The organism is Ruegeria sp. AG6 (genome assembly GCF_056541565.1).
Genome location: NZ_JBQFYQ010000007.1, coordinates 88,809 through 103,034 on the forward strand (window position 1 = coordinate 88,809; position 14,226 = coordinate 103,034).

Annotated in this window: 13 protein-coding genes; 5 read left to right on the forward strand and 8 right to left on the reverse strand. The window is 58.4% G+C overall.

The genetic code is table 11. The features are described from left to right. Positions 1 to 3: 3 nt before the first annotated feature. Positions 4 to 909, reverse strand: a complete 906-nt coding sequence (gene trhO / locus ACR0I0_RS14775; protein ID WP_209835193.1) for an oxygen-dependent tRNA uridine(34) hydroxylase TrhO — start codon at positions 907 to 909, stop codon at positions 4 to 6. 96 nt (positions 910 to 1,005) lie between these two features. Between trhO and pncA the strand changes: the two genes are divergently transcribed. Beyond that, positions 1,006 to 1,599: a bifunctional nicotinamidase/pyrazinamidase gene (gene pncA, locus ACR0I0_RS14780; RefSeq protein ID WP_209835192.1), complete on the forward strand. Its 594-nt coding sequence runs from the start codon at positions 1,006 to 1,008 to the stop codon at positions 1,597 to 1,599. Here the strand turns inward: pncA and ACR0I0_RS14785 are convergent. Then, a complete protein-coding gene (locus tag ACR0I0_RS14785) occupies positions 1,596 to 2,126 on the reverse strand; it encodes a hypothetical protein (protein WP_480486342.1) in 531 nt (176 codons plus the stop codon). The genes pncA and ACR0I0_RS14785 overlap by 4 nt on opposite strands. Positions 2,127 to 2,290: 164 nt before the next feature. Here ACR0I0_RS14785 and pncB point away from each other — a divergent pair, with 164 nt between their 5' ends. Next, complete coding sequence (pncB, locus tag ACR0I0_RS14790) at positions 2,291 to 3,583, forward strand: nicotinate phosphoribosyltransferase (protein ID WP_209835191.1); 1,293 nt, start codon at positions 2,291 to 2,293, stop codon at positions 3,581 to 3,583. Positions 3,584 to 3,670: 87 nt separating this feature from the next. Next, positions 3,671 to 4,831: a hypothetical protein gene (locus tag ACR0I0_RS14795; protein ID WP_480492011.1), complete on the forward strand. Its 1,161-nt coding sequence runs from the start codon at positions 3,671 to 3,673 to the stop codon at positions 4,829 to 4,831. 16 nt (positions 4,832 to 4,847) lie between these two features. On the opposite strand, the gene ACR0I0_RS14800 is transcribed toward ACR0I0_RS14795, so the two are convergent. From ACR0I0_RS14800 to ACR0I0_RS14825, 6 genes are all read right to left on the reverse strand, one after another. Then, the gene (locus ACR0I0_RS14800) at positions 4,848 to 6,299 is read right to left on the reverse strand and encodes an aldehyde dehydrogenase family protein (RefSeq protein WP_480492013.1); all 1,452 of its coding nucleotides are present in this window, start codon (positions 6,297 to 6,299) and stop codon (positions 4,848 to 4,850) included. A gap of 33 nt (positions 6,300 to 6,332) precedes the next feature. After that, complete coding sequence (locus ACR0I0_RS14805; RefSeq protein ID WP_480492014.1) at positions 6,333 to 7,931, reverse strand: ABC transporter ATP-binding protein; 1,599 nt, start codon at positions 7,929 to 7,931, stop codon at positions 6,333 to 6,335. Continuing rightward, entirely contained in the window at positions 7,928 to 8,743 is an 816-nt protein-coding gene (locus ACR0I0_RS14810) for an ABC transporter permease (RefSeq protein ID WP_480492016.1), read from the reverse strand. The genes ACR0I0_RS14805 and ACR0I0_RS14810 overlap by 4 nt, the downstream gene beginning before the upstream one ends. Next, positions 8,740 to 9,687: an ABC transporter permease gene (locus ACR0I0_RS14815; RefSeq protein ID WP_210093643.1), complete on the reverse strand. Its 948-nt coding sequence runs from the start codon at positions 9,685 to 9,687 to the stop codon at positions 8,740 to 8,742. The genes ACR0I0_RS14810 and ACR0I0_RS14815 overlap by 4 nt, the downstream gene beginning before the upstream one ends. Before the next feature lie 40 nt (positions 9,688 to 9,727). Then, complete coding sequence (locus ACR0I0_RS14820) at positions 9,728 to 10,798, reverse strand: ligand-gated ion channel (protein ID WP_171637388.1); 1,071 nt, start codon at positions 10,796 to 10,798, stop codon at positions 9,728 to 9,730. A 63-nt stretch (positions 10,799 to 10,861) separates the two neighbouring features. Continuing rightward, complete coding sequence (locus ACR0I0_RS14825) at positions 10,862 to 12,349, reverse strand: ABC transporter substrate-binding protein (RefSeq protein ID WP_480486332.1); 1,488 nt, start codon at positions 12,347 to 12,349, stop codon at positions 10,862 to 10,864. Positions 12,350 to 12,518: 169 nt separating this feature from the next. Here ACR0I0_RS14825 and panB point away from each other — a divergent pair, with 169 nt between their 5' ends. After that, the gene (gene panB, locus ACR0I0_RS14830; RefSeq protein ID WP_480492018.1) at positions 12,519 to 13,358 is read left to right on the forward strand and encodes a 3-methyl-2-oxobutanoate hydroxymethyltransferase; all 840 of its coding nucleotides are present in this window, start codon (positions 12,519 to 12,521) and stop codon (positions 13,356 to 13,358) included. Then, on the forward strand, positions 13,355 to 14,206 hold the full coding sequence (gene panC, locus ACR0I0_RS14835; RefSeq protein WP_480492020.1) for a pantoate--beta-alanine ligase: 852 nt from the start codon (positions 13,355 to 13,357) through the stop codon (positions 14,204 to 14,206). Before panB ends, panC begins: the two co-directional genes overlap by 4 nt. The last annotated feature ends 20 nt before the right edge of the window (positions 14,207 to 14,226 follow it).

Genomic DNA, 14,226 nt, shown 5'->3' on the forward strand with positions numbered 1-14,226 from the left:
AATTCAATCCTGCCGCAGATGCGCCTCACCCCGTTCCCGCGCCAGCAGGATCTGCTTTTGCCGCTCGCGAAAGCGCATTTTGTCAGCATCGGACGTCTCATCGATGCATTGATGGCATGAAACGCCGTGCTCGTATTCCGGGCGCTTCATATCCTCGGGCAGGATAGGACGCCGGCAGCCATGACAAAGCTTGTGCGGCCCTTCAACAAGCCCGTGGCCAACCGAAACGCGATTGTCGAATACAAAGCACTCACCCTGCCAGGAACTGTCTTCGGCTGGGATTTCCTCCAGATACCGCAGGATACCGCCTTTGAGGTGATAGACATCCTCGACCCCCTGCCCCAACAAGTAGTTGGTGGATTTCTCGCAACGGATACCGCCCGTGCAGAACATGGCGACCCGCTTGTTGTGAAAGCGGTCCTTGTTCTGTTCCCACCATTCCGGGAAATCGCGGAAACTGGCTGTTTCAGGGTCTATAGCGCCTTCAAACGTCCCGATTGCCACTTCGTAATCGTTTCGCGTGTCGATCAGCACCACATCGTCAGAACGGATCAGGTCATTCCACTCCTGCGGGTCGACATAGTTGCCGACACGGGCGCGCGGGTCCACGTCGGGCTGGCCCATGGTCACGATCTCTTTCTTCAGCCGCACCTTCATCTTGCCGAAAGGCGGGTGGTCCGAGGTCGCTTCTTTCCACTCCATATCAGCGCAACCGGGCAAGGATCGGACATGTGACAGCACAGCGTCGATTCCGGCCCGCGGACCTGCGATCGTGCCGTTGATCCCTTCCTGGGCAAGCAGCAGCGTACCTGTGACAGACTGCGCGCGGCACAGGTCCAGCAAGGGGTCGCGCAACGCGGCCGGGTCCGCGAAACGTGTAAAGTGATAGAGGGCAGCGATTGTGTACATACGCGCGATCTACCTTTGCAGACCCAGAGTCGCAAGGGATTGCATTGACGCCCCGCGCGCCGCCGCCTACCGATAGAGCGGTAAAAGGAGGCCGCCATGACCCATGCCCTGCTCGTGATCGATGTCCAGAACGACTTCTGCCCAGCCGGGGCACTGGCCGTGGCAGAAGGGGACGAGATCGTCGCACCGATAAACGCCATGATGGATGAATTCGATGCCGTGATCCTGACTCAGGACTGGCATCCGACGGGACATTCTTCGTTTGCCAGTTCCCACGATGGCAAAAACCCGTTCGACCTGGTCGACATGCCCTATGGCCCACAGGTTCTGTGGCCCGACCACTGCGTGCAGGGCACGCGCGGCGCCGGTTTTCATCCCGACTTGCGCACGGATGGCGACCTGATCCTTCGCAAAGGATTCCGCAGTACCATCGACAGCTATTCCGCATTCTTCGAGAATGACCACCAGACACCGACAGGCCTGAAAGGCTATTTGGATACACGCGGTATCGACCGTTTGACCCTTGTGGGATTGGCCACCGATTACTGCGTGCGTTATTCCGCGGTAGATGCCGCCAGGTTGGGTTTCGATGTCACGGTCCGCATGGGCGCGTGCCGCGCGATTGATATGGACGGTTCGCTGGCAGCCGCCGAGCAGGCGATGCGAGATGCCGGAGTCGTATTGACCTAAGGTGTGGCCCCTGCGGCGGCCAGAAGCTTGATCATCACGAACAGAATAACCGCCAGACCCAGCGCAAACCCAATGCGCCCTGGTATCGTGCGACGTTCCGGGTTGGTCCGGTCTGACGGAGGTGACGGAACGCGCATCGGCCGGCTGCGCACGATCCCAGCCATGGGTTGCGCGGTTCGCACATAATGCAGGAAATCCCAAAGGTTGAAATCGCCGCAATATTCACCCTGAATTCCACGCGTCCTGATGTTGTCAAACAGCGACCGCAGAATTCGCACCCGATCCGCATGATCCTCGGCCGGAAATACACCCGGCACGATGCCACTGTTGCGCGACTCGAGGCTGAACCCGGCATCCATGAAAATCTTGCGGATTTTCGGCGATGTTCCACGCAACGCGTCCGCGGCTCTGATATCGCGGAACACCGCACATACCTGGCGTTCCGTATCAGAGGCAGACCCCAGCTTTTCGGGGTCCAGATCTTCCAGCGCTACGTTAACAATATCAAAATCGTACTCGATACCCATTTACAAACTCAGTTTCGACTTTCCATCCCCTCTTCTCACTAACCGGTAAAAACAATGCACAATATGCCGGTATTGTGACGTCAAACTGGCATTGTCACCAAATCAGTGACTCTTGCCATTTCCAGAGTCGATTGATCTAACTACGGAAATCGCAGGAGTTCCCCATGGTCGACATCGCGACCCGCGTCTACAATCACAAATGGAAGATTGACCCAATTGTACGGTCTTTGATCGATACTGATTTCTACAAACTGCTGATGTGCCAGTCAGTGTTTCGAAACAAGCCCCAAACAGATGTCGTATTTTCGTTGATCAACCGGTCGAATCACGTTCCCCTGGCGCGTTTGATCGATGAAGGCGAGCTGCGGGAACAGCTGGATCACATCCGCTCTCTCAGCCTCAGCCGTGGGGAAAGCACCTGGCTGCGCGGCAATATGTTCTACGGAAAACGGCAGATGTTCCGCTCGGACTTCATGGAGTGGTTCGAGAATTTGCGCCTGCCGCCCTATCATCTTGAACGCAAAGGCGACCAATATGAACTGACCTTTGAAGGCAAGTGGCACGAGGTCATGCTGTGGGAAATTCCCGCGCTGGCGGTGTTGATGGAGCTGCGCTCGCGCGCGGTGCTGAACGATATGCGCCGGTTCGAATTGCAGGTGCTTTACGCCCGCGCGATGACCCGGGTTTGGGAAAAGATCGAAAAGTTGAGCTCGATAAACGGGCTTGGGATCGCGGATTTCGGCACCAGACGGCGGCATTCCTTCCTGTGGCAGGATTGGTGCGTGCAGGCGATGATCGAAGGGCTGGGCGCATCCTTTACCGGCACTTCGAACTGCCTGATCGCCATGCGACGCGAGGTCGAGGCCATCGGCACCAATGCGCATGAACTGCCCATGGTCTATTCCGCGCTGGCCGATACGGATGAAGCGTTGGCGCAGGCGCCTTATGACGTGCTCAGCGACTGGCATGACGAGCATGACGGCAACCTGCGCATCATCCTTCCCGACACCTATGGCACCAAGGGGTTTCTGGACAATGCTCCTGACTGGCTGGCGGGATGGACCGGCATTCGCATCGACAGCGGAGACCCGGCAGCGGCGGCCGAGATCGCAATTGACTGGTGGAATGCACGCGGCGAAGACCCGACAGGGAAACGGATCATTTTCTCTGACGGTCTGGATGTCGAGAAAATTCAGGAATTGCACGCCCAGTTCGCGGGCCGCGCCAATATTTCCTTCGGCTGGGGAACTTTGCTGACCAACGATTTTCGTGGGCTTGTTCCCAATGACGCGCTGGCGCCGTTCTCATTGGTCTGCAAAGCGGTATCCGCCAATGGCCGCCCGACGGTGAAACTGTCGGACAACCCGGAAAAGGCGATGGGTCCGAAAGACCAGATCGAACGCTACAAGCGGGTGTTTGGGGTCGGAGAGCAAAAGGCGATCGAGGTAATCGTCTGAACCACGGCGGCGCATTCATCATTTATCGGCAACTCACCTGATGCTATTTTGGAAGGCATTCCCATTGAGCATTAAGGTTGAGATACAATGATTTTTGAACCAAGGAACTTCAACGAAACCGGCGGATCCCGGGATGAGCTTTCACTTTTTTCCTACGCCGCATACCTGATATCCCGCGCGCAGTTTCTGCAAGCCGAAGGCAATGACAGCGATCTTTTCCTGTTGGACGGCGATTTGGAGGAAACTGACGATGCCGTTCTGTCCAAACAGCTTGTCATGCTCGGATTCCGGCCAATTGACGACCGCCAAATATCCGCCCACGAATACATGCGTTTCTTTGATGGCCCCGGCGACCTGAGGCCCTTCGACCTGTTTTCTTTGCCGGAGCCTGAGGGGTATTACCAACGTTTGTTCGAGGCGATCATAGCAGCAGAAGAACAGCCGAACGTCGAATATATCGACGCTGCTTTGAAGCTTGGACTTGCGGCCCCTGATTCAATTGTTGCTCTTGCCGCACTGAGTTCGTGCCTCAAACTGTATTCGCCAGAATCCTTTCCGCCACGTCTTTGGCTTGGTGTGTTTTCGGCACGTTGGACGCAATTGGATCCGCTCTCGCAAGATTTGCTTACTGTGTTGTCGTCCGCTCTGATTTCAGACCCGCCCGCTTCACAGGTTCCACCGGCGCCCGCACAACAATTAGCCGGTGTCCCGGGGTTGCTTCTTGTTCATGGCACTCACTTCGAAGTCAATCCTGACCCCACATGGTACTATCCCCATGTCGGAGATTTGCACAATTACATCAAGCCGCATCGCAACGACATCTATTCAGGGCAGAACTACTATGAATGGGAGGGCCGGTGGTCCGACCGCGGCCGACATATTGCTGCCAAACACTTGAAAAACTGGATAGACCTTGAGGCTTATCACGGCTGCGATGTGGTTGCCCACAGCCACGGCTGCAATGTCGTCATGAAAGCCGCCGAGATGGGGGCGCATTTCAACAAGGTCGTTTTCTTGAGCTGCCCGGTACACTGGCACAAGTACAACCTGAATTCTGGCCGGATCAATGTGCCGTATTCAGTTCGGGTCTGGTTTGACTTCGTGATCCTGGCAGACGGCGGCAGACAAAAGTTCCCCGCCAGTGCCAACGTTTCCGACGAGGTGGTCGGAGGTTGGTTCAGTGGGCATTCTGCCACGCGGACATCACAGATTTGGGGCAATCATACATTGGAAGCAAAGCTGATCTGACTTGCCTGGGTAAAAGCTATCCGTGAAACGCGGCAACTGTCTTTAACTGTGAAAAGCCGTACAAAGCTTCGAACCCTTTTTCGCGGCCATGGCCGGATTTTCCCACACCGCCAAACGGCAGTTCAACACCACCGCCTGCACCGTAGTTGTTGATGAAAACCTGACCGGAGTGCAGCGCTTTCGCCAACCGCATCTGCCGCGCGCCATCCCGCGTCCAGACGCTGGCGACCAGGCCGTAATCCGTACTATTCGCTATATGCAGAGCCTGTTCTTCGGTGTCGAACGGGATCAGAACCTGAACCGGGCCGAAAATTTCGTCCTGTGCCAACTGATGATCTGGCGGCACGTCCGCGAACAAAGTGGGCCGGACATAGGCTCCGGCCTCTGGCGCGTCTTCGACAATCTGTCCCTGCGCAGCGATCGTCAGGTCCGTGGCGGTTTTCAGAAAGCCCCTGACAATCTGTCTCTGCCGGTCCGAGATCAACGGCCCAACCCGCAGATCCTGCATCGCCGGGCCGACGGTCAGTTCTTCATAGGCCTGGGACATGCGCGATCTGACCTGCTCATAAACGCCCCGCTGCACCAGGATCCGGGACGAGGCCGAACAGGTCTGGCCCGCATTTTGGATCCCCGCATTCACCAGAAACGGCAGCGCCGCATCCAGATCGGCATCGTCAAAAACCAATTGCGGGGATTTCCCGCCCAGTTCCAGCGTCACGGGCACCACGTTGCGTCCCGCCGCCTGCTGCACAAGGGCCCCTGTGGCAACAGAACCAGTGAACGAGATGTGGTTTACACCCGAATGTCCGGACAGCGCCGCACCCGCCTCGGCCCCCAGACCGGGCACGACATTCAAAGCACCGGCCGGCAGCCCGGCCTGTTGCGCAAGATGGGCAAAGGCCAACGCGGTCAAACAGGCCTCTTCCGCAGGTTTCAGAACACAGGCGTTGCCCATGGCCAACGCCGCCCCGACCGAACGCCCGATAATCTGCATCGGATAGTTCCAGGGCACGATATGGCCCGTCACCCCATGCGGTTCGCGCAGGGTATAGACGGTGTAGCCATCGAGATAGGGAATGGTCTCACCCATCACCTTGTCGGCCGCGCCGCCGTAGAACTCGCAATAGCGCGCCAGGGCGACCGCGTCTGCCCGGGCCTGCGTCAGCGGTTTGCCGACATCCTTCGCCTCAAGCCGCGCCAGATCGTCCACCCGTTCCAGCACCAGCTGGCCCAGCCGGGTCAGGATGCGGCCGCGTTCCAACGCCGTCTTTCGCCCCCAATCACCATTCAACGCAGACCGGGCAGCTTGTACCGCCGCGTCGATATCCGCCTCGGACCCTCGGGCGATCCGGCAGATCTCGGTCCCGTCCGAAGGGTTGATCAAGGGCAGGCTGTCGCCCGCGGCCGCCCGGATCCAGCGACCGCCGATCAGGCACAAGGTGGGATCAAACCAAATCTTCTGGGTCATTTTGGGCCTCCAATCAGGCTCTAACAAGGAACTCTACGCCGTCAGCGGCCTTATCTCGGGCAACCGGGGCGAGGCGGCAATCAGGGTTTGCGTATAGGGATGTTGCGGGTTTTCGAACACCTGCTTGGTCTGACCCTGTTCGACGATCCGCCCGGACTGCATCACAAGCACACGGTCGGTGATCGTGCGGACAACGCTCAGGTCATGGCTGATGAACAGATAGGTCAGGTCATAGGCGTCGCACAGTTCAGCGAGCAGATCGAGGATCTGAGCACGGACCGAAACGTCAAGCGCCGAAACCGCCTCGTCGAACAGGATCAGATCGGGCCGGATGATCAGGGCGCGTGCAATGGCGATCCGTTGTCGTTGCCCGCCCGAGAATTCGTGGATGTATTTGCCCGCATCATCAGGGCCGAGGCCCACTGCCGTCAGAATTTCCGAAATCCGGTCCTGGCGTTCTGAATCCTTTGGTGGCGTTTCCAACAGGTGAAAGGGTTCAGTAATCAGGCGCGCGACACGGTGGCGGGGATTGAAGCTGCCATATGGGTCCTGAAACACGACCTGCATCCTCCGACGCACGGCAAGGTTGGGCCTGTGGCCGGTGAAAACCGGCTGACCATCCAACCGGATTTGACCGGATTGAACCTCCTCCAATCCCAAAATTGCCCGTGTCAGGGTCGATTTTCCACATCCGGATTCCCCGACCAGCCCCAACCGCTCGCCTCGGTTGAGGCAGAAGCTGACACCATCCACTGCCCGGTGATGCCGCGGCGCGTCCAACAGGCCCTTTCGGGGCAATCGGTAGTTCCGAACAACCTGGGTTACCTCCAGCAACGTTTGCGGTTGCGCGGGTTCCGGCAAAGTGACCTGATGGCCAGACGCCTCGAACAGCATTCGGGTATAAGGGTGTTGCATGTGACTCAGCAGGTGCTGTGTGGCCCCGCTTTCAACCACTTCTCCGTGGCGCATGACGATGATCTGGTCGGCCATATCAGAGACAACGGCCAGATCATGGGTGATCATCAGCAGCCCCATGTCGTATTCGCGCACCAGCCCCTTGAGAAGGTCGAGAATCTGCGCCTGTGTCGTGACGTCCAGCGCTGTCGTCGGCTCGTCCGCGATCAACAGCCTGGGGCGCAGAGCGATGGCCATGGCAATGACCACGCGTTGCCGTTGCCCGCCGGACAGTTCGTGCGGATAGCGGGAAAGGGGGAACCGATCAGGTGGCAGGCCAACGCGGGTCAGCACCTCTTTGGCACGGGTCCGGGCCTGAGCAGGAGGCATCGCCTTGTGGATCAGGATCGTCTCCATCACCTGATCGCCGACGGTTCTTACCGGATTGAGCGCTGTCATCGGTTCCTGAAATACGATCCCCACGGACGCGCCGCGCAAGGCGCACAAATCGGGCTCTGACCGTGTCAACAGATCCTGACCGTCCAGCCAGATCGCACCTTCCGCGCTGGCCCCATGCGGCAGCAGTTGCATCACCGCCAATGCGGTCATCGATTTGCCCGAGCCGCTTTCACCCGTCACCGCCACGATCTGGCCGGGGTCGATCGACAAGTTGACCTGTTTCAGGATTGGCATCCCGTGGATCGTCAGCGACAGGTTTTCAATCTGCAACAAACTCATGCCCGCGCCACCCTGATCCGGGGATCCAGCCAGTCCCGCATTCCGTCGCCCAACAGGTTCAGACCCAGCACCGTGACGATGATCGACAGACCCGGAATCAGAGCCAAATGCGGAGCAAAACTGACCATCGTCTGTGCGTCTGCCAGCATCCGGCCCCAGCTGGGCGTCGGAGGTTGAGCGCCCAGACCGACATATGACAGGCCCGCTTCGGCCAGAATGCCAAGGCTGAACTGGATGGTCCCCTGCACGATCAGCAGATTGGCCACGTTGGGCAGAATATGCTCAGCTGATATCCGCGCGGCCCCTTTGCCCGACACACGGGCGGCGAGGATGAACTCTCTCTCCCAAAGCGACAAAGCAGCCCCGCGGGTGATACGGGCAAAGACGGGGATGTTGAAAATACCGATCGCAACAATGGCGTTGATCGCTCCGGCGCCATAGACGGCCGTGATCAGGATGGCGATCACCAGCGAAGGGAAAGCGAAGACCAGATCGTTGCCACGCATGATGACCTCATCCACCCATGAGCCTTTGCGCGCGGCCGCTGCCAGGCCAAGAGGAACGCCGATTGCCATGCCAATGCCGACGGCCACCAACGCCACCGCAATCGACGTACGCGCACCGACCATGATCATCGAGAACATGTCGCGGCCGAAATGATCGGTTCCAAACCAATGCTGCCCGTTTGGTGGCTGCAATTTATTGGGAATGTCCAGCGCGGCATGGTCGTAAGGGGTCCAGATGAACGAGACCAACGCGGCCAGAACCACCAGCGACGATAACAAGGCCCCAAGGATCAGGTTCCGGTTCATGTCCTGCTCCTCAGTCGTGGGTCCACGGCCGCATAAGCAAGATCGACAAGGAAATTGACCGTTATCACAGCAAAGACCAGCAGCATCACGACCGACTCCACGACGATGAGGTCTCGGGCAGAAATGGCCTGAAACACCAGCCGCCCGAGGCCCGGCAGATAGAACACCTGTTCGATGATGATCGACCCCGCCAGCAGAAAGGAAAACTGCAAGCCGATGATGGTCAGCACCGGAATCAGCGCATTTCGCACCCCATGCCGCCAAAGGGCCTGACGACGGGACAGGCCCTTGGCCCGAGCCGTGCGCATGAAATCCTCACCCAGAATGTCCAGCAAGGCCGACCGCATGACCCGCGCCAGAATCGCCGCCTGTGGCAAGGCAAGAGCCACGGCAGGCAGGGTCAGGGAATGCAGGCCGCCCCACAAACCGTCGTTCCAACCGACAAACCCGCCTGCATTGAACCAGCGCAGATTGATGGCGAAGATCAGCACAAGCATCATCGCGAACCAGAAGTTCGGGACTGCGATGCCAAGCTGCGTCGCCCCCATCACTGCAAGGTCCCCCGGTTTGCCCCGACGCGCAGCGGCATAGATTCCGGCGGGAAAGGCGATCAATGTGGACAGCGTCAGCGCGTAAAGCGCCAGGGGTAACGACACCCACAGCCGGTCAGCGATCATCTGCGACACTGGTGTGCGATAGGTGTATGACGTGCCGAAATCGCCCACCAGCATGCCGCCAACCCAGTGGAAATAGCGCTGTATCTTTGACCCATCCAGGCCCAGCTCGGCCCGCAGCGCCGCCAGCGTGTCCTCCTGCGCATTGACGCCCAGCATGAACGATGCCGGATCACCTGGGGCAACCTCGATCACGGCGAAGATGACCACCGAGGCGACGGCCAGGCTGACAAGCAAGGAAATCAGTCGTTTTAGGACGTAGCGGAGCATTGGCACCACGTTAGGGTCACATCAGGCACGGGTCCAGCGTCTAAGGCACCAGAAGGAAAGCGGAAACCGCATAGGCAACGATCGCGGCATAGCCCAGTGGATAGATCCACTTGATCGCATAATTGTCCAGGGTGCGCGCCGCCCCCTCCTTGCCGGACACTTTCAATCGTCGCAGCGCGACGTTGAACACGATCAGCGCCCCGGTCATCAGGAACATGCACTGAAGGACAAAATCCAGAAAAGTCAGATAACCCAGCTTGGGCAGATCTGCGGATATTGCCCAGTTGAACGCGACAAAGACCAGCAAGTTGCCGCCCGCAATCTCGATCCTCCGGCGGTATTCATCCAGAAAAAACAGCGCCCAGCCGACCGAGATCAAGACAAGCATCGGCAGGAAAACCCGAATGACGTAATAGGTCAGATGTCGATTGCCCTCAAAAACAAGCGCGACCTGATCGCTTTCTTTCCCGGATAGACCCAAGACCCTGGATGTTTCCAACCGTGCATTGTTCAGAATCCATTCTTCTTCGCCCAGCTGATCTCCGAGGCCCGAGAATTCGTTCAACGGATGGTAAGTGACGTATTCAGAGGGAAAGACCGAAACCACCTCGAAATGAAACTCCTGCGTGTCGAACGGGTATTTTCGGAAATCGAAATGAGGCGCCTGGAGTGTAAGAGACGATTTTTCGACATACAGCACCCGCCCGTCGTAACGCAGGGATGCGGCGGATTCGTGGATCCACTTGTTGGACTGCTGATTGTGAATGACAAAAGCCGGCAGAACGGACCCGATACTTGCCGCATAATTGGCAAGGTCGGGTGGGTTGAAGACCCTGATATCCCTCCCCAGTTCCTCAGGATCAAATGCCAGCGCGGGATCGGTCCATTCCACCCGCAAGACAACAACCGCGCCATAGTTTTCGGCCTTTTGATCAACACCGGTGATCTGGTCGATGCGAATTCCGATCCCAACATTCAACGGATTCTCGGGCGTTCCGGGCAGGGCATCCATCCGACCCCCCAACACATTCTGCGCCGTGGCCGCGATCGAAGAACCGAACACCAGGAAGAAACCTAAAACCAAGACGGGAATGGCACGGAGCAAGAACATACGTGAGAACACCCTGACACAAAGGAAGGCCCGGGCCGCCCGGCGCGGCCCAGGGCTGTAACATTACTCGGACCAGCTGATCTGAGTCAGATCGATTGCGGCGGTGGGCGCGTTCTCCCAAAGGCCCTGAACGCCGACTTTCGCAACGCCCAGTTTGGCCAACTGGAACAGGTAGCCATTGACATAGTCGCTTGCGATCAGGCGCTGCGCCTCACCCAGCAAACGGGTGCGTTCTTCGGGGTCGGTGGTGGTGTTCAGAGTGTCCATCAGCGCCTGAAAATCCGTGCTGTCATACTGAAAGTAATAATCAGGCCGCGCATAAATGCCGATATCCATAGGCTCGGTATGGCTGACGATGGTCAGACCGAATTCCTTGCCCTTGAACACGGATTCCAGCCATTGGGCCCATTCCACATTGATGATCTCGGCCGTGATGCCGACCTCGGCCAGCTGCGCCGCTATGATTTCGCCCCCACGACGGGCATAAGACGGCGGCGGCAAATGCAATGTGGTCTCAAACCCATTTTCGAATCCGGCCTCTGCCAGCAACTCTCTGGCTTTTTCGGGGTCGTAAGCGGATTGCGCGGTCAGATCGACGTAGGCCGGATTGTGCGGCGCAAAGTGGGTTCCGATCGGCGTGCCATAGCCAAACATTGCGCCGTCGATGATCGCCTGCCGGTCAATCGCATGGGCCAATGCCTGACGAACAAGGATATCATCAAACGGAGGCTGCTTGTTGTTGGTGGACAGGATCGTCTCACCTTCGGTCGACCCTACAAGGACCTGAAAGCGCGGGTCGGCCTCGAACTGGGGCAGGTTTTCCGGCGCCGGGAAGTTGTCAAAAACGTCGACATCCTCGGCCATCATGGCGGCAAAAGCGGCGGTCGGGTCCGAGATGAACTTGAACGTCGCAGTCTCTAATGTGGGCTGTTCGCCCCAGTAATCGGAATTTCGGTTCAGCGTGATACTGTCGCCCTGCACCCAGTTTCCAAAGGTATAGGCACCGGTACCAACCGGGTTGGTCTTGATGTTGCCTATGCTTTCCGGCGCGACGATGACCGCATCCCCCCAGGCCAGGTTGAACAGGAAATTTCCGTTCGGTTCTGACAGGGTGACTTTCACCGTCAGCGGGTCGACGACCTCGACGGTTTCGATACCGGCAAACAGGGCCTTCTGCGCGTTGGCGCTGTCTTCCGCGGTTGCGCGGTCAAGGCTGAATTTGACATCCTCGGCGTCCATGGTGGTGCCATCATGGAAGGTCACCCCGTCATGCAGGTTAAAGGTATAGACCGTCCCGTCTTCGGAAATCTCCCAGCTTTCCGCCAATCCGGGCACGACCGAGCCGTCGCCCATGAAACGTGTCAGGCCTTCGAAGATATTGGTGTAAACCACCGAGTCGATGGCTTGCGCCGCGGCGCTTGTCGGGTCCAGATGCGGAGGCTCAAGCTGCATCGCAATGGTGATGTCCGACTTGGCCAAAGCCTGCGTGGCAAGCAGGCTGGCCCCCACGGCCAGGGTCGAAGCAAAGGTCCGGAACAGGAATTTTGTCATGTGAACTCTCCCTACTGAAACGGGTTGTGCCCTTGTTTTCAGGGCCATTTTACTGACAGTCTTCCTGTAAACCTCAGGTCAATCAAGGGAATGTTCGCGCAACCGGGGTTTCTTCGGCCCCTCCCGATCTGCTATGCCGCACTGCAACATAATACTGCAGGAGCGATCCATGAGCGCCACCGCCCGCAAGAAAGCCCCGAACGCCGAGGACATTCGCGCCCGAAAAGGCGGCGAACCTCTGGTCTCTTTGACCGCCTATACCACGCCAATGGCGCGCCTGATGGACGCCCATTGCGATTTCGTGCTGGTCGGTGACAGCGTCGGCATGGTGCTGCACGGGCTGGAATCCACGCTGGGGGTCACGATGGAGATGATGATCCTGCATGGTCAGGCCGTATCACGCGGCCTAAAAAGTGCGATGATGGTCATCGACATGCCTTTCGGAAGCTATGAGGAAGGCCCGGTACAAGCCTTTCGTAACGCCGCACGCCTGATGGCGCACACAAATGCAGGCGCGGTCAAACTGGAAGGCGGGGTGGAAATGGCTGAAACCATCCGCTTTCTGGTGAAACGAGGCATCCCGGTGATGGCTCATATCGGACTGACGCCGCAGTCGATCAACACGCTGGGCGGCTACAAGGTGCAGGGCCGTGACGATCAGGCTGAAGCCGTCATGGCAGACGCCCGCGCCGTAAACGAGGCTGGTGCGTTCTCGGTCGTTCTGGAGAAAGTGCCCCAAGGTCTGGCGAACCAGATCACCGAAGAGATTGCGATCCCGACCATCGGCATCGGTGCATCTGCGGGGTGTGACGGGCAGATTTTGGTCGTGGACGACATGGTTGGCTTTTTCACCGCCTTCAAACCCAAATTCGTCAAACGCTATGCCGAGCTAGGCCCGTTGGCGGAAGCAGCCATCGCAGAATACGCCGCCGAAGTGCGCGCGCGGACCTTCCCGGCGGACGAACATGTCTTTGCCGATCAGGCTCCGGCCAAAGGACAAAAGACATGACCGCACCGATTTTGCGCTCTCTGGCCGAGCTGCGTGCCAAAACCACCACATGGCACCGAAACGGTGAGGGGATCGGCGTGGTTCCGACCATGGGTGCGCTGCACGAGGGGCATTTGTCACTGGCGCAGGCTGCGAAACAGGGCTGCGACCGGGTGATCGTGACGATTTTTGTGAATCCCAAGCAGTTCAACAATCCCGAAGACTTGGCAAATTACCCCCGCACCGAACATGAAGACGCTCAAAAGCTGGCCCCGTATGGTGTGGATGCGATCTATGTACCGGACCCGCAGGAAATCTATCCGGAAGGTTTTTCGACGACGGTATCGGTTGCCGGTCTGACCGACGTGATGGAAGGCCCATTCCGCCCCGGACATTTCGAAGGCGTGGCCACGGTGGTCGCCAAGCTGTTCCTGCAAACACAGGCGGATCGAGCCTATTTTGGGGAAAAAGACTATCAACAGCTGCTGGTTGTCCGCCGGATGGCGCGCGATCTGAACATCGCGATCGAGGTGATCGGCTGCCCGACTGTCCGAGAACCTTCGGGCCTGGCGATGTCGTCGCGCAACCTTCTTCTTTCCCCCCAAGGGTTGAAGATCGCAGAGCAAATGAACGGCGTCATGCGTCAGGTGGCGGACGATCTGGCCAAGGGAGCAGACTTTGCCATGCTGGCGCAGGAGGCCAAGGAAACCCTGCTGAAGGTCGGGTTCACCGAAGTCGAGTATATCGACCTGCGCTGTGTCGAGACGCTGGAAAGCCTGTCCAGCGCAAGTCAACCCGCCCGCCTGTTCGTCACGGCCTGGGCCGACGGCGTCCGCCTGATCGACAATATTCCTGTCAATCCGGCCTGATTTCTGCACTGGCCCCTTCG